17 protein-coding genes are annotated in these 22,674 nt (G+C 53.3%); 5 read left to right on the top strand and 12 right to left on the bottom strand.

Annotated elements, in window-relative coordinates:
- Window positions 1–13 precede the first annotated feature (13 nt).
- A complete protein-coding gene (locus D467_RS0102325; RefSeq protein WP_018915898.1) occupies window positions 14–1,324 on the top strand; it encodes an arsenic transporter in 1,311 nt (436 codons plus the stop codon).
- 258 nt (window positions 1,325–1,582) lie between these two features.
- Here D467_RS0102325 and D467_RS0102320 read toward each other — a convergent pair whose 3' ends face one another.
- Window positions 1,583–2,377 (bottom strand): 2OG-Fe dioxygenase family protein, encoded by a 795-nt coding sequence (locus tag D467_RS0102320; protein WP_018915897.1) that lies wholly within the window; start codon window positions 2,375–2,377, stop codon window positions 1,583–1,585.
- Between the two features lie 261 nt (window positions 2,378–2,638).
- Between D467_RS0102320 and D467_RS0102315 the strand changes: the two genes are divergently transcribed.
- Both D467_RS0102315 and D467_RS0102310 read left to right on the top strand, forming a co-directional pair.
- Window positions 2,639–4,507, top strand: coding sequence for a putative bifunctional diguanylate cyclase/phosphodiesterase (locus D467_RS0102315; RefSeq protein WP_244147793.1), 1,869 nt, complete (start codon window positions 2,639–2,641; stop codon window positions 4,505–4,507).
- A gap of 220 nt (window positions 4,508–4,727) precedes the next feature.
- Window positions 4,728–5,483 carry a phosphatase PAP2 family protein gene (locus D467_RS0102310; protein ID WP_018915895.1) on the top strand — a complete coding sequence of 252 codons (756 nt, stop codon included), beginning with the start codon at window positions 4,728–4,730 and terminating at the stop codon, window positions 5,481–5,483.
- Window positions 5,484–5,596: 113 nt separating this feature from the next.
- Here the strand turns inward: D467_RS0102310 and D467_RS0102305 are convergent, their stop codons facing one another.
- The gene (locus tag D467_RS0102305) at window positions 5,597–6,616 is read right to left on the bottom strand and encodes an SDR family oxidoreductase (protein ID WP_018915894.1); all 1,020 of its coding nucleotides are present in this window, start codon (window positions 6,614–6,616) and stop codon (window positions 5,597–5,599) included.
- A 490-nt stretch (window positions 6,617–7,106) separates the two neighbouring features.
- Complete coding sequence (locus tag D467_RS18955) at window positions 7,107–7,562, bottom strand: META domain-containing protein (protein WP_018915893.1); 456 nt, start codon at window positions 7,560–7,562, stop codon at window positions 7,107–7,109.
- 112 nt (window positions 7,563–7,674) lie between these two features.
- Between D467_RS18955 and D467_RS19635 the strand changes: the two genes are divergently transcribed.
- The gene (locus D467_RS19635) at window positions 7,675–7,956 is read left to right on the top strand and encodes an ArsB/NhaD family transporter (RefSeq protein ID WP_279614484.1); all 282 of its coding nucleotides are present in this window, start codon (window positions 7,675–7,677) and stop codon (window positions 7,954–7,956) included.
- 404 nt (window positions 7,957–8,360) lie between these two features.
- Here the strand turns inward: D467_RS19635 and D467_RS0102285 are convergent, their stop codons facing one another.
- The gene (locus tag D467_RS0102285; protein WP_018915890.1) at window positions 8,361–9,776 is read right to left on the bottom strand and encodes a hypothetical protein; all 1,416 of its coding nucleotides are present in this window, start codon (window positions 9,774–9,776) and stop codon (window positions 8,361–8,363) included.
- Window positions 9,777–10,001: 225 nt separating this feature from the next.
- Complete coding sequence (locus D467_RS0102280; protein ID WP_018915889.1) at window positions 10,002–13,616, bottom strand: YobI family P-loop NTPase; 3,615 nt, start codon at window positions 13,614–13,616, stop codon at window positions 10,002–10,004.
- Between the two features lie 462 nt (window positions 13,617–14,078).
- Here D467_RS0102280 and D467_RS0102275 point away from each other — a divergent pair, with 462 nt between their 5' ends.
- A complete protein-coding gene (locus D467_RS0102275; protein ID WP_018915888.1) occupies window positions 14,079–14,999 on the top strand; it encodes a ketopantoate reductase family protein in 921 nt (306 codons plus the stop codon).
- Window positions 15,000–15,163: 164 nt separating this feature from the next.
- On the opposite strand, the gene D467_RS0102270 is transcribed toward D467_RS0102275, so the two are convergent.
- From D467_RS0102270 to D467_RS0102240, 7 genes are all read right to left on the bottom strand, one after another.
- Window positions 15,164–15,790 (bottom strand): glutathione S-transferase family protein, encoded by a 627-nt coding sequence (locus D467_RS0102270; RefSeq protein WP_018915887.1) that lies wholly within the window; start codon window positions 15,788–15,790, stop codon window positions 15,164–15,166.
- Window positions 15,791–15,978: 188 nt separating this feature from the next.
- Window positions 15,979–16,881, bottom strand: coding sequence for a 3-hydroxyisobutyrate dehydrogenase (mmsB, locus tag D467_RS0102265; RefSeq protein ID WP_018915886.1), 903 nt, complete (start codon window positions 16,879–16,881; stop codon window positions 15,979–15,981).
- A gap of 54 nt (window positions 16,882–16,935) precedes the next feature.
- Window positions 16,936–18,051 (bottom strand): enoyl-CoA hydratase/isomerase family protein, encoded by a 1,116-nt coding sequence (locus tag D467_RS0102260; protein ID WP_018915885.1) that lies wholly within the window; start codon window positions 18,049–18,051, stop codon window positions 16,936–16,938.
- A 50-nt stretch (window positions 18,052–18,101) separates the two neighbouring features.
- Window positions 18,102–19,256: an acyl-CoA dehydrogenase family protein gene (locus tag D467_RS0102255; RefSeq protein WP_018915884.1), complete on the bottom strand. Its 1,155-nt coding sequence runs from the start codon at window positions 19,254–19,256 to the stop codon at window positions 18,102–18,104.
- Between the two features lie 214 nt (window positions 19,257–19,470).
- Window positions 19,471–20,463, bottom strand: a complete 993-nt coding sequence (locus D467_RS0102250) for a branched-chain amino acid ABC transporter permease (protein WP_018915883.1) — start codon at window positions 20,461–20,463, stop codon at window positions 19,471–19,473.
- A 2-nt stretch (window positions 20,464–20,465) separates the two neighbouring features.
- Window positions 20,466–21,353 carry a branched-chain amino acid ABC transporter permease gene (locus D467_RS0102245; protein ID WP_018915882.1) on the bottom strand — a complete coding sequence of 296 codons (888 nt, stop codon included), beginning with the start codon at window positions 21,351–21,353 and terminating at the stop codon, window positions 20,466–20,468.
- Between the two features lie 97 nt (window positions 21,354–21,450).
- Window positions 21,451–22,674 (bottom strand): ABC transporter substrate-binding protein, encoded by a 1,224-nt coding sequence (locus D467_RS0102240; RefSeq protein WP_018915881.1) that lies wholly within the window; start codon window positions 22,672–22,674, stop codon window positions 21,451–21,453.

Raw genomic sequence — 22,674 nt, 5'->3', positions numbered from 1 at the left:
GTAAGGTCATTTCATGTTGGCACTAGCCATTTTTGTCGTCACCCTGGTTCTGGTGATCTGGCAGCCTAAAGGTTTGGGTATCGGGTGGAGCGCACTGGGCGGCGCTTTAGTGGCACTGCTCGTGGGTGTGGTGCATTTGGCTGATATCGGCGTGGTGTGGGGCATCGTCTGGGATGCCACGTTTACCTTCGTTGCTCTGATCATTATTTCGCTGATTTTAGATGAGGCGGGGTTCTTCGCCTGGGCAGCGCTGCATGTGGCGCGCTGGGGTAATGGGCGCGGGCATCTACTTTTCCCGCTGGTCGTCATACTCGGCGCTATCATTGCCGCTTTCTTCGCGAATGACGGTGCCGCCCTACTGCTGACGCCCATTGTGATCGCTATTCTGCTGCGCCTAAACTTTGAGCCACCTGCGGCGCTGGCCTTCATCATCGCAACGGGGTTTATCGCGGATACCGCAAGCCTGCCTTTGGTGATCTCTAACCTCGTTAATATCGTCAGCGCTAACTACTTTGATATTGGCTTTGATCGCTATGCAGCGGTCATGGTGCCGGTGAACCTGGTGTCTATAACGGCCACACTGGTCGTGCTCTGGATAGCGTTTGGCCGCCGAATCCCGAAACACTATTCTGTCGAGAACCTCGACCCACCGCGCTCGGCCATAAAGGACCCGCTGGTATTTAGAGCGGCGTTTCCGCTGCTGACGATGCTGCTTATCGCCTACTTCGTGACCGCCCCGCTAGGCATTCCCATCGCGTTTGTGACGGGAACAGCCGCCGTGCTGCTGATGGCAATTGCCGGGCGCTGGTGGCAAGCGGGCCGCGGGGCCATCGTCTCCGTATCGGATGCGCTACGCGGCGCCCCCTGGCAGATAGTGCTGTTCTCAATCGGCATGTATCTCGTCGTCTACGGGCTAGGCAATGCAGGGCTGACCAATTATGGCGCGTTGGCGCTTGAGTGGCTGGCGCAACAGGGCGACTTTATCGCCACACTAGGCACCGGCTTTCTATCCGCGATCGTCGCCTCGGTAATGAATAATCTACCCTCGACACTGGTCGGTGCGCTGGCGATCGACCAAGCGAACGTGCCCGCGGTAACGCAGGAATTGATGATTTACGCGAACGTGATTGGTAATGACCTAGGACCCAAGTTCACCCCAATTGGCAGCCTAGCCACTCTGCTTTGGCTACACGTACTCGCGGGCAAGGGCTACAAAATTGGCTGGGGCCAGTATATGAAAATTGGCCTACTGATTACGCCGCCGGTGCTGATGGCGACGCTGATCGCTTTGGCGCTTTGGTTGCCGGTGTTGTCGGCGGGGTGAACTGTATAGGGATTTCGGTTGGATGGAAGAAGACTTCCAGATCGAGGTCAACCACCCAGCGGTGCCCGGCAGTGACGTGGGCCTTCATCGACGAGACAGCCTCCATGAGCGGGGCAGGCTCGGCTCTCGTCCTCGATAACGACGCCGGAACCGTCTCGACGCCTCGTATCCGCTTTCTGTTCGGCTAGGCGCACTACCAAGACGCCCCCGGAGTTCCGGGGGCGTTGGTGTTGCTAGGTTCTCAATTTACCAAGAGTGTTAGTAGCTCTCATTGAGGACCGCTTCCGGGAAGTGGCGACGCAACATCCGGTTCTGAAAGTCGTCCACGAAGCGGCTGTTGATGATGATGATGAACCGCTCAAAGGGTGCCTCGCTGTCGAGCTGTTCGATCCCGTCGACACTGTGGTACAGCCGGTCATCGCTCAGATGAAGGATATCACCCGGATCCAGGGTGATATCGACCAAGGGTTGCGTGCCAGCCTTGTCTGCGTAGAGGTGGTTTTCACCCCCGGCCACGTTTTCCCGATTGATGGCCAGAATGCTCAGGGCCTTGCAGCCATCGGCATGAATTCCCTGTCCCTGAAGGGGATCGATGCTGCCTTCTCCGCGAACCCCGGTGATCTGCATCAAAATGGGTTCGTGCGCACCGATACTCCACAGCCTTGCCCAGGCGCGAACGAAGGCCTTCACATCGGGGCGTGCCATGAATTCCCGAGTCAGCGGATCATAGTACCGCAGACGATCCGCCATGCTTTCCGCATCGTTGAAGGCTCCCCCCTGGGCCATGGGGCATTGGCCCATATCCTCGACATTGCCCTGATCATTCAGGGCGAGCCAGGACATCCGCTTCCACCGCTGGTTGACATAGGGATCGCGCGGCAGGTCAGCGGTAAACTCCTGCCAGGCGGTCAGATCGATTCGATCCCGAATATCGGTTTTTGCCCAATCCTGATGCCTCAGCGCCTCGGCCACACCCGGATTCCAATAATCGGCGAGTGAATCGACAGGCATAGAGGTGAGGTCGAAACCGTGCTTGAGAGTATCGAGTTTCATAAAGGTATTCTCCTGTTAACTGGGCGGAATTGCCCGGTGCTGCCGGTGTATACACGTGGTCAACAGGAGTTAAGTGAAATTATTCGTAACGACATGTCAAGAAATGTAACAGAAAAGAGTTGTTTATTTGAAAACAGGATCAGACTGTTAATGGCGGATATATAAGTTATCTCATACAAATAGGTATAGGATAATTACAAAAAAGCGCCTATTGTTGCCATTATAACGGCACTTGACAGTGTTTTTCTTTTAGTGGATCCCATGACTGCCAGCGATTCCCGACATCACAAAGATTCGAAACGCCTGAAGGAGAACCGCAGGGAGTTTTCCGGTGCGCTCGTGTTGAAGGTGTCAAAGACGCCTTCAACTGATGGCATCGATTCGCATGATGCTGGCAGGGAAGAAGTCGAGTTAGTACGCCGCCAATATCTTGAGAGTGAGCAGCGATTCCGCGCCCTGCTGGAGAGTCTGCCGAAGGTGGCGGTTCAGGGTTATGATCGCCATCGGCGAGTGATTTACTGGAATGAGGGTAGCACTCGTCTCTATGGCTATACCGCTGAGGAAGCCCAGGGACAATTACTGGAAGATCTGATCATTCCTGACTTCATGCGTGACGAGGTGATCCAGGCGCATGGTGCCTGGGTCAAAGAAGGGGTCGATATACCCGCCGATGAACTCGAGCTCAAGCACAAAACCGGCGAACTGGTATCGGTCTTTTCGCAGCATCTGATGCTCAATGAGCATACCGACTCACCCTTGATGTTCTGCGTGGACGTCGATCTTTCCGACCAAAAGCGCGCCCACCGTGACCTGGAATTCGCCACCCGTTTCGACAGGCTCACCCATCTCCCTAACCGCCAGACCTTCGAGGTCGACCTTGACAGCCTGTTGGATTCCTGCCGGCGCCAGGGCAATGGCCTGGCAACCATCTACCTGGACATCGATCACTTCGTCGAGATCAATGATGCCCTTGGTTATGATCAGGGCGATCGCCTGCTCATTGAGCTGACTCGGCGACTGAGAGAGTGCCAGCGAGTCACCGACCTGGTGTCCCGTGTCTCTAGCGATGAGTTCGTGCTGGCCTTTCCTGGCGTCTACTTGGACCCCGATATCAGACGGGTCGTTCGTCATGTCCAGAATGTCTTTCGGGAACCTTTCGTCCTGGACGGTCGGGAGCGCCAGGTTACGGCCTGCCTGGGTGTGGCGCTTTTTCCCGAGAATGGTGAATCGTCACGCGAATTGATCCGTAATGCCGATGTTGCCAAGAATCGTGCCAAGCTGGATGGTCGGGGTGCTATACGTTTCTTCCAACAGAAGCTCCATGATGAGCTGGTTCGCCAGCACTATCTCTCGGCGCGAATCGAGGAAGCCCTGGATAACGGTGAATTCTCCCTCCACTACCAGCCCCAGGTCTCGGCGGCCAGTGGGCGAATAGAGAATCTCGAGGCCTTGATACGCTGGGAGCCTGCCGAGGGCCCGCCGATCTTGCCTGCCGAGTTTATCCCGCTGGCCGAGCGTTCCGGTGTGATCCATCGTCTGGGCGACTGGGTCATTGAAGAGGTTTGCCGCCAGCAGGTGGAATGGCGTGCCAAGGGATTTCATGAGCACCGCATCGACATCAATATCTCAGGTCGTCAACTGGTGCGTCCCGATGCCCTCAAGAGCTTCGAGGACTCGCTGCGGCGTCACGGCTTAGGTCCGCGGGATATCGGCATCGAATTGACCGAAAATATCCTGATCGAAGCCGACGAGACCGTCCTCGAGGACCTGCGGCGCCTTTATCATCGCGGTATTCGCATTGCTATCGACGACTTCGGGACCGGCTATTCCTCCCTGAACTATCTAAAGCACTTTCCAGTCACCGCCCTGAAGATCGATCGCTCCTTTATCCACGATGCTCCCACACAGCCGAAGGATAGGGCCATCATGGAGGGCGCCATCTTCATCGGTCATCGGTTGGGATTGGAGGTGGTGGCCGAGGGCGTCGAGAACGCCGAACAGCTGTCATTGCTTCGCGAAATGCATTGCGACCTCATCCAGGGGTTCTTCTTCTACCGTCCGATGCCTGCCAAGGAAATCGACCGCCTGCTAGGCGGTTTCGTGCCTGGTCACGAAGGGCTGTCGAGCTGAGCCACGTCGTGACTTAACGTACAATCTCCGGAGATACCATGCCCTGGGGACCTTGTGAACGACCCCGATGCCCCTCGATCGCAGGGACTGATCCTGTAGCGCCAAACTTGGCCCATGGCCATCGGTGTGCTCTCCCTCCTGGACTTTCAGTGGGTCGACAGTGCTTCAGAACCGGCTGGATCGACATTGCGTGTGACTTATAAAAGCAAAGGAGTTGCAAATGAAGCACCATGAAAAAATTGGCCACGTTAGGCGCCAAAGCGTTTCCCTGCTGGCTCGGCTTGGCCGCCACGAACTAGTAACGCTGCTAGGCATTGCGATACTTTCCGGCGGTATTTGGGGGTTCATCGCGCTGGCTGATGAAGTCATCGAAGGGGGCACCCAGAGCATCGATGAGAGCCTGCTGCTCGCCTTTCGCAATCCCGCAGATCTTAGCGACCCGATCGGGCCGGGCTGGGTCGAGGAAATGGGACGGGACTTTACCGCGCTTGGCGGTGTCGGCGTCCTGGTATTTATCATGTTGGGCGTCTTGGGTTACCTGCTACTCGCCAGACGCTATCGCGCGGCACTCTTTGCCTCGATTGCAGTGCCCGGCGGCATACTACTCAGCACCTTTATGAAGATGGGCTTTGACCGCCCTCGCCCAGACCTCGTGTCTCATGAAGCCATGGTCTACACGGCGAGTTTTCCCAGCGGCCACTCAATGATGTCAGCCGTGACCTACCTCACCCTGGCCGCGCTACTCATCCGCGTACAGCCCTCGCTGAGGCTGAAGGCTTATCTTTTAATACTGGCAATACTGCTGACGCTGCTAGTGGGCATTAGCCGTGTCTATCTCGGTGTCCATTGGCCAACCGATGTGCTTGCTGGCTGGACGGCCGGGGCGAGCTGGGCAGCGCTGTGCTGGATAGTGATGCGCTGGATGCAACGGCGCGGGCAGGTAGAGCCAGAAGATAACTGTTCAGGCATCGAATAACCTGCCTCAGGCAGAGGCTAGGCAGCACTATAGTTGCTCCCCAGCCACCTGCAGCTATGCAACGCCATCGCTTACTTAGTAGCGCTACATAATGAGCGAAGCGCTATCGGCCGTCAGTGCTTTGAATGTCGCCCGGCCAGGGCAACGACACCGATCAATGCGCCAGCCAATACGGCCGTGGTCAGTACCGGGTGCATCGAGGCATTGTTGTACAGGCTGGTCTTGAAAACGTGGCGGGGGTATGGGGCGCGTTCGCGCATATCGGTGGCCGCCTCTTGCAGTGCGAAGTGGCTCCGATGTTCCGGCTTGTTGGTCTGCTGCTGTCCGACGATCTTCGCCGACATGATTTTGTCCATCAACCGTGGTGCGCAGTGTCCTAGCGCGGCCATGAGCTTTCCGCCGCCACCAACGTACATGTCACGGTGGGAGTGTTCTGCACAGTAAAGGATGCTGCGCGCGACGATGTGGGGTTCGTAGAGCGGTGGTGGCAGGGTCGGTTCCATATCCATAACGTTGCCGGCGTGTTCGGCGAAGGGCGTAGCGATGCTGGCCGGCTTGATCAACGTGACCGAAACGGGCGCGCCAGCATGTTCGAGTTCCATGCGCAGGGCGTCGGTGAAGCCCTTGACGGCATGCTTGGCGGCCGAATACATGCCCTGATAAGGGATGGCTTGATCCGAAGCGACTGAGCCGAGGTTAATGATCGCACCGGCGTAGCCGTCGCGGCGCTTGCTCAGGTGGCGTGCCGCTTCCAGCGAACCGTACACGACGCCCCAGTAAGTCGTGTCGAACAGGCGGTGGTAATCCTTCTCGTCGATATCCAGCAGGTTACCGAAAAGGGATACGCCGGCATTGTTGATCCAGGTATCGAAGCCGCCAAAAGTATCAATGGCGGTTTGCGTTATCCTCTGAACTTGCGCTTTATCGCCGACATCCACCGCGACGTAAACGGCCTCGCCACCGGCGAGGTTGATTTCGTCACAGAGCTCGCGCAACGTATTCTCGTCACGTGCTGCCAGAACCAGGCGTGCGCCCTGCTCGGCGGCCATGCGCGCCGTTGCCAGGCCGATGCCCATGGTTGCGCCGGTGATGATCACCGTTTGATTTTCCAAGTTTTTCAGATGCAGTGCCATTTCGCGCTCCTTGCTTATATCTGCGGTGTTCGGGTAAGGGCTATTGAGCCCTGATTGCCAGTTTGAACCGTTCTCTCAGAATAGTAGCTCTGCAAGAATTGCAAGGATCGTCATGCGCTGGGCATAGCGGCGCGGGCAGGTAGAGTAAGAAGCAAGCTGGTTGGGTACCGAATAACCTGGCTCAAGCAGAGGTTAGGCAACACCACTGCCTTTTCAGCAGTAAAGAAATGGCTGTGTCCCTGGGCTTTATTCAGCCGGACAAGCCTACTTAGGATGTCTTTATGAAAAGCTTAAACGGTAAGCTTCAAACCGAATGTCTAAACCGCTACTGGTTTAGAACAATGGATGAGGCGAGAGCGAACTGATTATCTTTAAGGCGTACGTAGCCTATTCAAATCATTTCCCCGCCTGATAACTTCACACCACCCAAAAAGTTTAGTCAATTTGATCAAGCATCAGGCTCATGCCAAATTACGAAAACTATATTTGTTCAGTAGAGATACACAGCCTCAAAACGGGCTAATTCCTCGCCCTGTGCATTGTCGAGGGTCAGCGTTTCACCCACAACTTGCCAGCTGGCAACGTCGTTGAGAGCATTGAGAAAGTTTCTTTCAAGTGCCATTAGCTCACTAGGGCAAGCCATCCTAGTGGTGGCCAGCTGGCCGAAACTCAACTGGTCGCCCTTCTGCTCATACAACCCCATCAAGTTGTTACAGCCAGTGGAGCCCGCCAGTCGAGCACCCTCGGTATGTAACACTAGATGCGCTTCGCGCGCCTCGCCGCTAACCACAGTCTGCTCCTTACCTACTGTCACGAGTTTCCAGTAGGTATTCTCCAAAGACGCATTGCTAGCAGCATCGCTAGAAACCGCGTTGATCCCTGTGCAGCCAGTCAAGGCCAATGTACTGACCATCAAAGCCACTAGAAAAGAATGCTTTTTCATCATTGAGTCTCCATTGCCATCGAAGAAGCCTATTCGAACTAGGCCACAGTATGAGGTCCCTTATCACGTTATGGCCTACACAATATGCAAGCAGCGAGCGCGCGGGCACGTTCGCATGACAGATGCCGACACGAACATATTGGATATAGCTGCGTCTACGTCTGGCAGCGGGGTCAGCACTATTCTGTCGAGAGCCACGACCCTTCGCGACCTGGGACCCAAGTTCACCCCGATTAGCAGCCTTGCCATCCTGCTCTGGCTACACGTGCTAGCAGGCAAGGGATACGAAATTGGCTGGGGCCAGTATATGAAAATCGGCTTGCTGATCACGCCACCAGTGCTATTGGCAACGCTGGTTGCTTTGGCGTTTTGGCTACCGGTATTGCCTGAGGTATGAACAGCCAAGGGATTTAGGTTGGATAGAAGTTAAGCAGGATTTCTGCCTAGCTTCTGGTATCGGCCAAAAGCGGATGTTCAGTTAGTTCTGAATAAAGCCTTGACCCAACCGCCGCTTTGGAGCGGCAGCGAAAAACCAGTCGACTGCAGGCCCTAGTTACGAGCTTATCCCTGATAGTTACGCATATTCTGCAAAAGCTGAGCCCGAACAGTAGTGTGAAAAAGAAAAATCTCGACCGCTCCAAACTTAGCAAGTATTTTAGGCTGATTTTCCTTCCTTTGAAATTTAACCCAATCAACCAAATGCTCATCGCAGTCCGAAATAACCTTGATATCAGAATGTGCCATCGAAGCAAAAAATTTTGCAGGCTCCATAGCGGGTGACTCAAACAGTGGTCACTACGCTCAAAAAAACTTAGGAAATTTTTTGCTGTAATCCACATCAAGTTCCTCAACTTTGACACCCGATGAAAAAAATATGGCGCCGAAAGTGCATCCTTGGACGACACCATTTTCATCAAGGTTTAACGGAACCGGCAGACCATTCTTAGGATTAAATCGACCCATACAATCGCCGCTGACCTGGAAGGGGCAACCATTTGGAATATCATACCTAGCAAAGCCACATTCCAATTCATTAGATTCTTTAACTAGAGGAGATGCATTGCCTAGCAGCTGGTCGACGAATGCTTGGAAGTGTAACTCTCCAATTAGCTCTACAGAGATTTCCTCCTTAAATGGTGCTTGCGATTGAAAACGCCCCTCCATAAGAACGGCAGGAATGCGAAACTTCTTGAATAGCAAATCAAGTTCACGATCGCTTTCTGTCGGATTTACTGTCAGCCAGGGCATCTTAAGCCTGTATTCCATCGCTGTTTTCATATTACGCTGCAAGGGGGAAATACCTGGGTTGCTTTCCAGCAACTTGAGGGCATTCAAGCGCTCGGATATTACAACCTCTAGACGCTGGAAACTGCATTGATCAGTCAGGGAGTTGCAGAAATCAAGATATTGATCCTGCCATGTATCGTGTTTTCCCAGTGATAAATCAGGACGAGACGCTAAAGCTTTGGTGAGAAGATAGAATCTCCACGATGGATTAGCAGACTGCCACTCGTGTTCATTACGTGGAACAACCGGATCCCAGCTAGTCTGCAGTGCGAGATCACAAATTACAGGAAAGATATGACGTCGCTCGGCACCGCACTCTTTGATGAACCAATCGAAAGCTACAGTATATATCTCATTTAATCCTCTACGGCTTTCAGCCTCTGCCTGAGGAAATGATAATATGGCCATGGCAAAGGAGCGCTCTAGGTAGTGGGCGTGTCCCTCTAATATATCTTTTGTGCAAAGTATTCTTTCCTCACTATTCGTTTCAATTATAGGATTGATTTCACATTCGAATTTAATGGTGAGTAGATTAAGACTGCTAATTAAATTTGTGGTTGTATTAACAAAATATCTGGCTTGGGCTATCTGGTTCTGCTCTATGAAAATCTGATAAATCTTCCAGGACTCGAAGTTGACCTTAAGGTTACTATTGCAATTTGAAAGTGGTAGGCGCGGGCCATTCATAGCAGGCCATAACTCGCGCCACTTCCTTTCAGTGTAGCCGGTCGCTTGTCGATGACTACTCCATTGAATATGGCCGTATCCCGTGAATAGCGCCTGAAATAAATGAACATGCTCATGAAAATAAGTAAGAATATTTTCATTCGTAGCTGCATCTGCTGTAAATTTCACTGCGCGATCATACAGGCGCATTTCAAGTCGTGGCGTAAAAAATGTACCTAAGGTGGCATGCAAAAAAGAATCCATAGTCTTCCTTATTTAAAGCGAGAATTATGAGGCATGAGGCTATGGTAGATAACAGAAAGCCTTAAGTATTTTTTGACGTATTAGACAAAAATGAAAGACGGCTTTGGGTCGATAGCACTTATGCATCATTACTCCTGTTTCCGCCCAGAGCTGCCGTTTGGTGTGTGACGCTCCAGGCTAAGTACTGCTGACGTCGAGAAGATGCGGAATTTTTAAAGGCACTTATCAGCTCCTATAAAGATTCACTCTGATATCGTTATTGAAGAAGCCACCCTCACTCCATGACGAAATAATGTTTCTTGAATCAAGCCAACTGACCAAATCTCGATTATCGGGATTGTTCTCCAGTCTCGGAATTTTATACCCAGTTTTTATTTCGGAAAATGGTGGCGGTAGATTAGCTAAGACATGACGCACTTCGTCATCCGTCATAAGAGAATGATATTTGTTGATGAGTGAAATTTGCGTCGACATGGGCCTAGAATGTGTTATCAAGGCTTGAGCACTACTACTATCAAGTTCGGGTATGTTGGCGTTGGTATTGTTAATAATTGGGCCGATAAGTGCTGATCGTTCGGGAAACCCCGCTAGCGCTCCTAGGTCCATCAACTTGACTATCCCGAGTTTGGCTACATTATCAATTTCAGCATGAAGAAGCTCCTCTCGGAAGTCATCATCGAGTGCAAAATTCTCTGGATCCATTAAATAGGTTTCGATGTTGGCCGCGACGAATAGTACCTGCAAATCCCTTTTGTCAGCGAGCGCGTCGAGACTCTCCTTAGTGAATATGATTTTCCTTTCACCTATCAGGATTCGAAGCTTGGTGGGTTCGAGCCCTTTTGGTGGGTTATTGAACGACTTCGGCAGGGCGTTTGCATAGTCTTTATAAGCGGCATCAGAAAGACAACCTGCATTGATGATAAACTGACGCAGTTTCAGTGAATCCGAGTCGCTTGGTATGGGATGTTGCAGGATAACCGCGCGGATAACATTTAGATCAAGATAGCCAACCAGGCTTTCCTCCTCGAACTTTTCGCTTTCCATAAAATCAAGACAGTTCATCCAAGTTGGTTCGATCTTACCTAACTGGAACAGCATCGAGTGCAGTCTCTCAGGCACATCCTCTATGGTTGGAAGCAAGGTCGCCTGCCGTCCAAGAAATTCCCGAAGATCGTCTTGTTCAAGCGTGTCGTGGCGAACAACGGCAAGAATAGCGGGGACATCTTCCTTTGAATTATCCTGAAGTCCCAAAAGGATATCATGTAGATAGCGGTCGAAATCGCGTTCGACCCGCTTTATCAAGGTTGTGTTATTTTTCGAACGTATGGTCGTAAAGTTCCTCTCGCGTAGTGGCTCGAGATCGTTCTCTCCCAAAATCACTTGGTAGACGTATTCCAGGTTCGGGATCGTGAGTTCGAAAAGCCCCTCTTCAAACATGAAATGTACAATTTCAGAGTGTTCTTTGATAGCAGCCAAGTCTTTGATCTCAAAGTCGAGGCATGCAAGACGTTCCGGTGCTAGATCGGGTGAATTCAACAGAACTTCTGGAAGGTTCGCCGAAACAAATTCCGGTAATTCCTCAAAATTCTTTGTGAGCATTTCGACCAAATTTTCCGGTAGGTTCGAGACCAGCTGGGTAACGTGGGAGATATTGTTAGGGCTTGCAATGACAGCTGGAATTAGACCTTTCCAAGCGTTGGCTAGTCCCGAAAGGAGTCCTTCAATATCCCGTCCACTGGTGTAATAGGCATCGAAAAAGCCCTCGCAGCTCTCGAAGTCGGACGAGAGAAACTCGAAAAGCTTCTGCGTTTGGGCTAGGTAACGGCTCCGGTCATCCAGGAGACTATCGACAAGCTTGACGTTCAAGACATAGCTTTGCCGGAAGTCTTCATCTCGCATCGCCGCGATGACCTCCTTTGGATTGTCGATCGGAAAGCCCGGCTCAGGCGTGACGAATGCCCGTATCTGGATCAGAAACTTGTTGTCATTGGGTGACAAACGGCCTGAGTGAAAGAGTGAAGTGTATTGGTAGTAGGTATCGTCGAGATGGCCTTCGAGAATCAGAAAACGAGCAAGCTCTCCGTTTTCCCCAAAGTTCCCGAAGAGCTCCTGCACTCGGTTGGCGTTCAAACGCAAAAGCTCGTTGAGCTTAGTCGTGCGAAGCGCTGCGATCTTTGATCTTAGGTCGCGTATTTGGCGCAAGATATTGTTCTTATTATCATCCTCCTTGCTTTCGACCTCCTCCTTACGTTGCTTGTAAGATTTCTGGGAGTTCACCTCGCTTTGTAATTGGGAAACATCGACCGACTGTTGTTGATTCTGGGCGTTACGGTGGAATAGGCGCGAAGCCTCAATCAATTGCTCGAACGCATTGTGGCCGACCAGTTGAGGAAGTGTGATCCATGCTTGCCGATCAATAGACACTCTGACAGCATTCGCTGGGAGCTTCTCAACTAAAGCCATAGCGTAGATTTGCTGCAGCTCTCTCAGGTCTGAATGCGTCTGTCGCTCGGCAAGTTCAAGCCGCTTTTCAAGTTCCGCGATCTCGGTCCTATACGTGGCCTCACCATGCACAATGAGCTCGTCTTGGAGGTTTAATATTTCGGCGAGAGTCCCCGCGCCGCGGTGCAGTTGCTCAAAGTCCCTTGGGTAGACGTTTTTATAGATCAGGATCGCGAGGAGCTTGTTGGCGTCGAGCAGATTCTCTCCATCAGTTTCCAAATTAGCCATATAAATGGCGTATTCATTAAAGATGTTCTGAATCAACCTCAGGTCGTTCAGGTATCGTGAAACCTCTCTCAGAAACTGACGATCAAGACGCTCATCGAGCTCAAGCCTCCTTCCCTGCTCCAAGACCATGTCGATCGAGTTTGATGTATTGATGATCGGTATGACGGGAATGATGAACTCAAAGAATTTCGTTCGATCGGTGTTGACAAACATGTCGTCGCGCAGGGCGTAGAGGAATCTGATGGTGCGTTTAACGCCTGCGTTCTCGTTCACGAGGCTATTAATTTCGCGCAGTGTGACGAAAATCTCAGCATCGTTGAATCGATCTATATCTTCAATGATGACAAGATCGTAATTGGTTGATTGAAAGAAGTAGATTATTTCATCTAGATGACGGTTCAGTATGGACGCCTGATCATCATGCGCAGGCTTTATCTCAACGTCCTTCAACGAGATGCTCTTGAGTGACAGACCGAAGCTCGCGACATAAAAGTGATGCAGAGTCACCCAGAGGAATGTTGCTGCGAGCGCGAAGATCCCCAGATTGACTCCATTACTGAGCGCGAACGGAATGAAAAAAGTGCCGCTGATGATACCCTCTCGATGATGAAGCACATACCAAATCGCCAGAATTCCAAGCATTATGTAAAGAGATTTAAAAACCGCCCCAACACCAGGTGACTGAATTCTTTTGAACCGCGACAACGGAAGTTTGTTTGCGTCAGCACCATACAGCATCTGCTGCAGGATACTTCTCTCAATCTCTTGGCGGCTCACCTTCTCACCTCCCGAAACTGCCTCGGGAACGAACGCAGCGAGAGAAATATGAAGTGCAGGCCGCCGATATTTCTTCAAGAAGGATTGGATGATGCTGCTTTTACCAGAGCCATAGGGACCCGTTAGGGCAATGTTGGAAACCTTGGCATTGTTCATCGCAAACAGCATCGCTTCGGAATATACGCCAGACTTGTCTGCCTCATCAGTTGGCGCGAGATCCACAAACCTCGATTGCATGTCGGTAGAGCCGTCTTTGCTTTCCAGCCAAGACACGATGCTATTGAGGGTATTGGCAAGCCAGCGTCTTGATAGGGAGATTATGGTCTTTATCATAAAATGCCGGACAAACTTAACCTTCAAGAAATGAAAATGCACGAAAGACTGACTTGACTCAGTTCACTTTTGACTGGGCATTCTTACTTATTTAAATTACATGTTTGGATCTGGACGCCCGTGTGTACCTAAAGTTTCATATTGAACCATTCAGCTCGCTGATACCAGTGACCGTCGAACCTCCATTTTGAATCGATTGCGGGTCCATCCCGATCCCTTCTAACGTCTGCTTTGGGTCGAAAGCGGACATTTAGCACAGCACAACGCGACTCTACCCTGCCCCCACTTTAGCGAGCCTTTTAGCTCAAATCCTCACTAAAATTCACCAAACCCACTTGGCTCTAACGCTAGCAGATAATCTTAAGTATCGTCATTAGCAATTAGCCGTCTTTCTAACGCCTTCATTTCCTCATAGCAAACAAGATAAGCTGAGCGACAACTCTACTGCTAAGTAGGCACTAAATGACCTCACATTGGATTCTCGGCCCTGGCGCTATCGGCCGCTTGTTAGCCCATTCGCTCTACCCCCTAGCTGACATCACATTAGTCGGCCGGCGTGCACTGCCTGAGCAGCAAACAATAACAACACCCGAAGGCGAGCCGCGTAGCCAGCACTTAAACGTGATAACCACTTCACAACTGTTAGCCAAGGCGCCAGCGCCGCCTGCTTTTGTGCATATCACCACCAAGGCGATGGCTGCTGAAGCGGCGTTGGAGAGTGTGGCGGGCATTATTCCTGCCACTACTCCACTGGTGCTGTGGCAGAACGGCTTTTTGGCCCAGCCGAGGCTGACTGAGCTCTGGCCGGGGCCAGTGCTGTGTGCCACTACTACGGCAGGCGCTTATCTAACCGGTGATAATGGCGTGGTACATGCGGGGCGTGGGCATACGTTTGTGGGGGATCTGGAAAATCGCCACGGTGCGTTGGCTCAGCAGTTAGCCCATCAGCTTACTCAAGCGGGGCTTGCGGCCACGGCGGTGGATGATATTCGCAGTCGGCTATGGCAGAAGCTGGCGGTGAATGCGGCGATTAATCCGTTGGTTGCTTTGAATGGGATTCGTAACGGTGAGCTGCGTGGCGCTGCGTACGCAGGCCGCGTTGAGGCGGTAGTAAAGGAAGTGGCGGGGATTATGTTGGCCGAAGGTATTCAAGCGCCTGGAGGGGGTAACGGTTTGGGTGCGTGGTTGGCGTTGGTTTGGGATGTTATTGAGAAGACGGCGAACAATAAGGCTTCAATGCTGCAGGATGTGGAGGCTGAACGGCTTACTGAGCGCGGGGCGATTTTGGGGCCGTTAATTCAGAGTGGCGAGCGGCATGGGGTGGATTGTGAAGTTTTGCGCGGGCTGGATAGTGAGTTGGCGGTGTTGGAGGCGGGTTTTTAGATTTGTTCGGGCTTGGGGCGGCTTCGCCGCCCTTTCGCGCCGGGCCGCCGCTGCGGGTGCCTCGTTTCTCGTTACCACGCGCTACGTGTTGCTCTGAGCTTTGATGTAGCGCGGTGTAAGCGTTAGCGCACCCGCGGAGGATACGGCTATAAAGATGAAGCGGTTTAGGTAACTGGGATCATTACTACATCACGAAATACAGGCCGCTCAGTTAGCTGCTGATACCAACGCTCCAGGTGGGGGCGCGGCTGCCAGGTTAGGCCTATATTCCATAAATTGTAGATAAACGGTGCAACGGCAATATCACCCAGGCCAAACTCCTCACCGGCGAACCATGTCTGCTTGGCGAGTACGTTATCCAGCAGTTCAAACAGTTTTTCGCAGTTCTGCATACCCGCTTCGATCTGGGCGTTATCACGTTGCTCGGGCGGTGTTCTTACATAGCCCATCAAAATCACCCGGTGGGCGGGCGAAAGCGTGTTGCTTGACCAGTCCATCCATTTTTCTGCCTGGGCGCGTTGTGCCGGGTCTTCTACCCAGAGCTTGTCTTGGCCATATTGCGCGGCCAGGTAGCGAATGATGGTATTGGATTCCCAAAGCACGCTGTCAGTGGTGTCGTCTTTTAATACCGGCACCAGTCCGTTAGGGTTCATTGCCAGGTATTCCGGGGTGTTATTGACCCCGTGTTGAAGGCCCGCCTGAATTTGCTCGAAAGGTACTGCCAGCTCTTCAAGCACCCATATGACTTTTTTAACGTTGGTCGAGTTATTGCGACCCCACAGCGTGATCATAACGTTCCTTATTGGTTGGTTTTTTTAAGAGTTTACCCGATCACGCCGTGAGATAAAGGTGGTTTAGGTGTGGGGCGACTTAGCCGCCCTTTCGCGCCGGGCCGCCGCTGCGGGTGTCTCATTTGCTCGAGCCTCGCAAGATTCGTTACCACGCGCTACAACATCTTTCGCCCCACACCCTTCACCCTTCACCCTTCAACTTTCTTATCCTGATAAAACTGCATCAGGCTGGAGAAGTCGAGCTTGCCGTTGCCGCCCGCTTTATGCAGCGTGAACAGCGCACGGGCGGCAGAGCCCATGGGCACGGGTGCGGCACTTTGCTGGCTGACATCCATGGCAAGCCCCAGGTCTTTGATCATCAGGTCTACCTGAAAGCCACCTTGATAGCCTTTTGACGCAGGGGCGTTTTCCATTACCCCAGGGTAGGGGTTGTAAACGTTTAGCGCCCAGTTACCGCCCGAGCTTTGCTTCATGATTTCAGACAGCACGGCGGGGTCTAAGCCGTTTTTAACCCCCATATTGATCGCTTCACAGGTGCCCGCCATCAATACCGATAGCAGCATGTTGTTGCACGCTTTAGCCACCTGCCCCGCACCGTGGTCGCCCGCGTGGAAGATATTTTTGCCCATTGCATCGAGTACGGGCTTAGCCTTCGCGAACTGGGCGTCACTGCCGCCTACAATAAAGGTCAGCGTGCCTGCCTGAGCACCGCCTACCCCACCGGACACCGGCGCATCCACAAAACTGATGCCACGCTTCTCACCGATATCGGCAACGTTGCGCGCCGTATCGGCATCGATGGTCGAGCAGTCAATAATCAGCGCGCCCGGTTGGACGACGTCAAACAACGGCACATCCCCATCAACGTACAGCGCTTTTACATGCTTGCCTGCGGGCAGCATGGAAATAATGAAATCAGCCTCGGCGGCGGCTTCACGGGCCGAGCTTGCCACCTCGCAGCCTTGTGATTGGGCTGTTTCCAAGGCGGCTTCTGACAGGTCGAATGCACGCACGGTGTAACCGGCCTTGACCAGGTTGGCCGCCATGGGGCCGCCCATATTGCCTAAACCGATAAATGCCACGATAGCCATAATATTGTCCTTATTGTTGGTTGTTAACGTTCAAGAACATCTGCTTTGTCTGGGTCACTTAAGATCAGCGAGCGGACTTTCCGGCCACGGCGAGGCTAAAAGCTCGTCGATAAAGCTGTCTTCTACCGCTGTTACATCGGCATAGGTCCAGGCGGGCTGGCCGTCTTTATCCACGAGCAAAGCGCGTACGCCTTCCGGGAACTCGCGATGACGACAGCACTGAACTGAAAGCGCGAGCTCCGACTGAAACACTTCGGCAAGCGACATATGTTTGGCGCGCTTTAATTGCTCATCGATCAGTTTGATGGAAACCGGGCTGCCGTGTGCCAGGGTCTTTTGCGCTTTGTTGAACCATTTATCGTCGCTTTCTACGGCAAGTAGCGCGGCTACCATCTGCTCAACGGTGTCGTGATCCATCAACTCGCGAATCAACGGGGCGAAATTACCCACCGGCGTATCCAGCTCCGCGAAATCGCCTTTAGAGGCTTGCTCAAGTTCGCGCAGGGCACGGTTAACTACGCCGTGGGCATCGGTATTTTCCCCGGCGCCCCAGGTCGCGTTCATAAGCTTTTGGATAAGCTCGTCGCGGCGATGGCTAGCAATACAGCGGTCGGCCAGGCCCAGGGTTAGCGCATCAGGGGCGTTAATCTGGCTGCCGGTCATGGCCAAAAACCGCCCGGCACCGCCCGGCAGGCGGTTTAAAAACCAGCTGGCGCCTACATCGGGATACAGGCCAATGGTCACTTCGGGCATGGCTAAGCGGGAGGTTTCCGTCACTACCCGGTGGCTGCTGGCATTTAAAAGCCCCATGCCGCCACCCATCACGATGCCGTTGCCCCAGCAAATAACCGGTTTTGAATAGGTGTGGAGCCGGTAATCCAAGCGGTATTCCGTCTCGAAAAACCGCTCCGGGAAGTCGGGGTCGCCTTGGCCGGTAATGGCTTTATAAAGGCTGACCACGTCGCCGCCCGCGCAAAAGGCTTTCTCGCCAGCGCTATCCAGCAGGATGGCGACAATACGCTCGTCGGCTTCCCAGGCGTCTATTTGGGGCAGAATGGCCTCGATCATGTCTAACGTTAACGCGTTCAGCGAGCGCTCGGCGTTAAGCTTGATTTCAGCGATCGCATGGCCATCGTCGGTAGAGTGCTCGGTAAATAGTACGCTACTCATTCAACCATCCTTGATAGGTAATCAGTGACTATCACTATAGTCCGGTAGATCTATAGTTCGGCGGCGTTATCGGCGAGCACTCGGCGGGAAATGATCAGGCGCATTATCTCGTTGGTGCCTTCCAGAATTCGATGTACCCGCGTGTCACGCACATAGCGCTCCATGGGGTACTCCTTGATATAGCCGTTGCCGCCGTATAGCTGAAGCGCCTCATCGCAGACGTTAAAGCCCACATCGGTAGCAAAGCGTTTCGCCATGGCGCAGTAGGTGGTGGCATCGGCGTGGCCGGCATCCAGTTTGGTCGCGGCCATTCTTACCAGCTGGCGGGCGGCCACCAGCTCGGTGACCATATCGGCCAGGCGAAACTGCAGGGCCTGAAACTCTGCCAGGCGCTTACCGAACTGCTTGCGCTCCAGCATATATTCGCGGGCTTTATTGATCGCCTGCTGCGCTGTGCCGATGGAGCAGGTGGCGATGTTGATCCGCCCGCCATCCAGGCCTTTCATAGCGATCTTGAAGCCATCACCTTCATTACCCAGCAGATGGTTGGCGGGTACGCGGACGTCTTCAAAGGTAACCATTCGGGTAGGCTGACTGTTCCAACCCATCTTGTCCTCTTTGCGCCCGTAGCTGATGCCTTCCGACTTGGCATCCACGGCAAACGCGGAAACGCCACCAGCGCCCTCACTGCCGGTACGCGCCATCACCACCAGAAAATCGGTGCTGCCCGCACCGGAAATAAACATCTTGCTGCCATTGAGCACGTAGTATTCGCCATCGCGCTTGGCCGTGGTTTTAAGCGAGGCCGCATCGGAACCCGCATTGGGTTCGGTCAAGCAGTAAGAGCCGAGCAGTTCGCCGGTCGCAAGCTTCGCCCCCCACTGCTCAACCACGTCGGGCTGGCCGAAATCGGCAAGCATCCAGGTCACCATGTTGTGAATGGTGAGATAGGCTGTGGTGGAGGTACAGCCCATGGAGAGCTGCTCGAAGATAATGCTGGCATCCAGCCGGGAAAGGCCCAGCCCGCCCACGCTTTCCGGCGCGTAAAGCGAACAGAAGCCCAGCTCACCGGCCTTACGGATAACGTCTACGGGAAAAATAGCTTCGGCGTCCCATTTTGCAGCATGGGGCTCAAGCTCATTTTGGGCGAAGGCTCGCGCCATATCGGCAAAGGCTACCTGGTCTTCACTCAACTCAAAGTTCATGGCCAATCTCCGCTAATGTGCGCACACATTAGATGTTGTCGTTGTAATTGACGTTTACGTTAACTTATCGCCTAAACCTGTGCTGCGCAACCATTTGGCGCCCACGACCTTCGGTGTAGAGCGGCGCATTTACCGCTATAAAAAAAGGCGCCTCAAGGGCGCCCTATTCAAAGGCCTGTTCAACCAAAACAGCGCGGCTTTACGCTGGCTGAAGTTACTTGAAGTTTTTGCGATACATATTGCCAAGCTCCCCTACGATACCGCTTCGAAAGCTTAGTACGCAGACCACAAAGATTAGCCCCAGCATCACGCTCACCCAGTTGCCCAGCGGTGACTGGGACAGAATATGCTGCAAGCTGACGACTAGCCCTGCGCCCATGATCGGCCCCAGCAACGTGCCTACCCCGCCTAACAGCGTCATCAGGATGACCTCGCCCGACATATGCCAGTGGGCATCGGTAAGGGACGCCAACTGGAACACCACGGTTTTGGTTGAACCGGCAAGCCCCGCCAATGCCGCGGAGATAACAAACGCCACCAGCTTATAGGCATCCACGTTGTAACCCAGCGAAATGGCCCGCGGCTCGTTCTCACGAATAGCTTTAAGTACTTGGCCAAACGGCGAATGCACGGTGCGCTGGATAAGCGCATACCCAAACAGAAAAACCGCAAACACGAAGTAGTACATCGTCAGGTTATTGCTCAGGCTGATAAACCCAAACAGATTGCCCCGCGGTACGCCGTGCAGGCCATCTTCTCCACCGGTAAACGGTGCCTGGATAAACACAAAGAACATCAGTTGCGCCAGCGCCAGCGTCACCATGGCAAAGTAGATGCCCTGGCGGCGAATAGACAACACGCCGAACAGCACGCCTAGCAGCGTTGCCACTAGCGTACCGGCAATAATTCCAAGCTCAGGAGTAAGCCCCGGGTAGCTTGCCAGCAAATACCCCGTTACATAGCCACCGGTGGCCAAAAACGCCGCATGACCAAACGACAGCAATCCTGCATAACCCAGCAGCAGGTTGAAGGCGCAGGCAAATAGCGCAAAGCAGAGTATTTTCATCAAGAAAACGGGGTAAGCCAGAAACGGTGCCACCAACCCCACCACTATCAGTGCAATATAGAAGAGCGTGCGACGCTGATTGGCCCGGCGCTGGCGTTTTGCCACCACGGAAGGCGCTTTCAAGGTGTGTGATTCGGTCATGGCTATGCCTCCTTCCCGAACAGCCCAGCTGGGCGCAACATGAGCACTAAAATCATCACCAGGAAAATCACCGTATTGGCGGCTTCCGGATAGTAGACCTTGGTTAACCCTTCAATAATGCCCATCCCCAGCCCGGTGAGAATAGCGCCCAGAATCGACCCCATCCCGCCGATAACGACCACGGCAAACACCACAATCAACAGACTTGACCCCATGGTCGGCGAAACCGGATAAAGCGGTGCCGCCAATACACCGGCAAATGCCGCCAGCCCTACGCCAAAGCCATAGGTAAGGGTGATCAACAGCGGCACATTGACTCCGAATGCCTGCATCAGCTGCGAGTTCTCAGTACCCGCGCGCAAATAGGCGCCTAGCCGGGTGCGCTCGATCATAAACCAGGTAAATAGACACATGGTGAGTGCCGCTACCAAGACCCAGGCTCGATACGTAGGCAGGAACATAAAGCCCAGGTTCAACCCGCCCTGGAGTATTTCAGGCGTTGCATAGCGGGCACCTGAAACGCCAAAGAAGTTAACCAGCGTGCCCTCAAAAATAAGCGCCAGCCCGAAGGTTAATAAAAGCCCGTATAGGTGATCCAAATGGGCAATACGGCGTAGTAGAAAACGCTCTACCAGCATGCCTAGCCCACCAATCACCAGCGGCACCAGAATCAGCGCCAGCCAGTAGTTAATCCCCAGATAGCGAAACCCCAAAAGGGCTGCAAATGCGCCCAGCATGTACTGCGCGCCATGCGCAAAGTTGACGATTTTTAAAAGCCCAAAAATGACGGCAAGCCCTAGGCTTAACAGCGCGTAAAACGCACCGTTGACCAGCCCCAGAGTGAGCTGCCCCATGAATACCGCCATGGGCACACCGAATATCATCGTCATAGAACGAATCTCCTCGCCGCGTTGGGCCGCCTTACCCGGCGACCCAAGCGGTAACGCTTAATAATGGCTTAGCGCTTAATAATGACCAAGCTGGAGCTTAGTTCTGTACCAGTTTGCACTGGCTTTCAGACAGCGGGCGGTAAGCTTCTTCGGCAGGAATAGTGCTGAGGATTTCGTAAAGATCCCACTCACCGGTGGACTCTTCCGGGGTTTTCACCTGTGCCAGATACATATCGTGCACCATGCGGCCATCCTCACGGATGCGGCCGTTACGGGCAAAGAAGTCATTGATGGGCTCTTCAGCCATCTGGGCACGTACGGTTTCAGGGTCGTCGGTACCCGCCGCTTCCACCGCTTTCAGGTAATGCATGGTGCTTGAATAGATACCCGCCTGCACCATGGTGGGCATGCGGCCAACTTCTTCAAAATAGCGCTCAGACCACTCGCGGGCCTGGTCGTCCATATCCCAGTACCAGCCGGTGGTTAACAACAGGTTCTGAGTAGCTTCAAGGCCCAGCGCATGCACGTCATTCAAAAATATCAGCAGGCCCGCAAGCTGCTGGCCGCTTTGCGTCAACCCAAACTGGCTGGCGGTGGTAATCGCGTTAACCGTATCCGCCCCGGCATTGGCCAGGCCGACAATCTTGGCGCCAGAACCCTGGGCCTGAAGAATATAAGAGGAGAAATCGTTGGTCGGGAACGGATGGCGAACACCACCTACGATTTGACCGCCGTTGGCTTCCACTACGCTTGTGACATCGGCTTCAAGCGCATGGCCGAAGGCGTAATCAGCAGTGAGCAGGAACCAGGTATCGCCGCCCTGCTCAACCACCGCTTTCGCGGTACCGTTGGCCAAGGGATATGTATCGTAAACCCAGTGAATATGATTGGGCGTGCAGTGCTCGTTAGTAACGCTTGACGCGGCGGAACCCGATACAAGGCCCAGTCCGTTGTTCTCTTCAAGCACTTTGGTAACCGCAATGGTGACCGAGGATGCTACCAGACCCGCCACCATATCCACGTTGCGCTGGTCGATCCATTCACGCACCGTATTGGCACCGACGTCGGCGCTATTACGGTCGTCGGCGCTGAATACCACAATGGGCGAGCCATTAACGCTGCCGCCGAAATCTTCAATCGCCATCTCAAGCGCCGATAAGCCGCCCGGGCCTGCCAGATCACGGTAGGTACCCGACATATCGGCCAGATAGCCAATTCGCACTTCGCCGTCACTGATCTCGGCCTGCGCTGTCGACATTGCCATGCTGGAGGCAGCTGCTACGGCAATGCTGGCAGCCAATGTTTTTTTCATTAACGTCAT

The organism is Vreelandella zhanjiangensis DSM 21076 (assembly GCF_000377665.1).
Classification (GTDB): Bacteria; Pseudomonadota; Gammaproteobacteria; order Pseudomonadales; family Halomonadaceae; genus Vreelandella; species Vreelandella zhanjiangensis.
This window is presented reverse-complemented; position numbering and strand designations above follow the sequence as displayed.

Bases quoted from the DNA above. Each gene is read 5' to 3' on its own strand.
- D467_RS0102325 (WP_018915898.1), top strand. From the start codon at position 14: ATGTTGGCACTAGCCATTTTTGTCGTCACCCTGGTTCTGGTGATCTGG.
- D467_RS0102320 (WP_018915897.1), bottom strand. From the start codon at position 2,377: ATGAAACTCGATACTCTCAAGCACGGTTTCGACCTCACCTCTATGCCT.
- D467_RS0102315 (WP_244147793.1), top strand. From the start codon at position 2,639: ATGACTGCCAGCGATTCCCGACATCACAAAGATTCGAAACGCCTGAAG.
- D467_RS0102310 (WP_018915895.1), top strand. From the start codon at position 4,728: ATGAAGCACCATGAAAAAATTGGCCACGTTAGGCGCCAAAGCGTTTCC.
- D467_RS0102305 (WP_018915894.1), bottom strand. From the start codon at position 6,616: ATGGCACTGCATCTGAAAAACTTGGAAAATCAAACGGTGATCATCACC.
- D467_RS18955 (WP_018915893.1), bottom strand. From the start codon at position 7,562: ATGATGAAAAAGCATTCTTTTCTAGTGGCTTTGATGGTCAGTACATTG.
- D467_RS19635 (WP_279614484.1), top strand. From the start codon at position 7,675: ATGACAGATGCCGACACGAACATATTGGATATAGCTGCGTCTACGTCT.
- D467_RS0102285 (WP_018915890.1), bottom strand. From the start codon at position 9,776: ATGGATTCTTTTTTGCATGCCACCTTAGGTACATTTTTTACGCCACGA.
- D467_RS0102280 (WP_018915889.1), bottom strand. From the start codon at position 13,616: ATGATAAAGACCATAATCTCCCTATCAAGACGCTGGCTTGCCAATACC.
- D467_RS0102275 (WP_018915888.1), top strand. From the start codon at position 14,079: ATGACCTCACATTGGATTCTCGGCCCTGGCGCTATCGGCCGCTTGTTA.
- D467_RS0102270 (WP_018915887.1), bottom strand. From the start codon at position 15,790: ATGATCACGCTGTGGGGTCGCAATAACTCGACCAACGTTAAAAAAGTC.
- mmsB (WP_018915886.1), bottom strand. From the start codon at position 16,881: ATGGCTATCGTGGCATTTATCGGTTTAGGCAATATGGGCGGCCCCATG.
- D467_RS0102260 (WP_018915885.1), bottom strand. From the start codon at position 18,051: ATGAGTAGCGTACTATTTACCGAGCACTCTACCGACGATGGCCATGCG.
- D467_RS0102255 (WP_018915884.1), bottom strand. From the start codon at position 19,256: ATGAACTTTGAGTTGAGTGAAGACCAGGTAGCCTTTGCCGATATGGCG.
- D467_RS0102250 (WP_018915883.1), bottom strand. From the start codon at position 20,463: ATGACCGAATCACACACCTTGAAAGCGCCTTCCGTGGTGGCAAAACGC.
- D467_RS0102245 (WP_018915882.1), bottom strand. From the start codon at position 21,353: ATGACGATGATATTCGGTGTGCCCATGGCGGTATTCATGGGGCAGCTC.
- D467_RS0102240 (WP_018915881.1), bottom strand. From the start codon at position 22,674: ATGACGTTAATGAAAAAAACATTGGCTGCCAGCATTGCCGTAGCAGCT.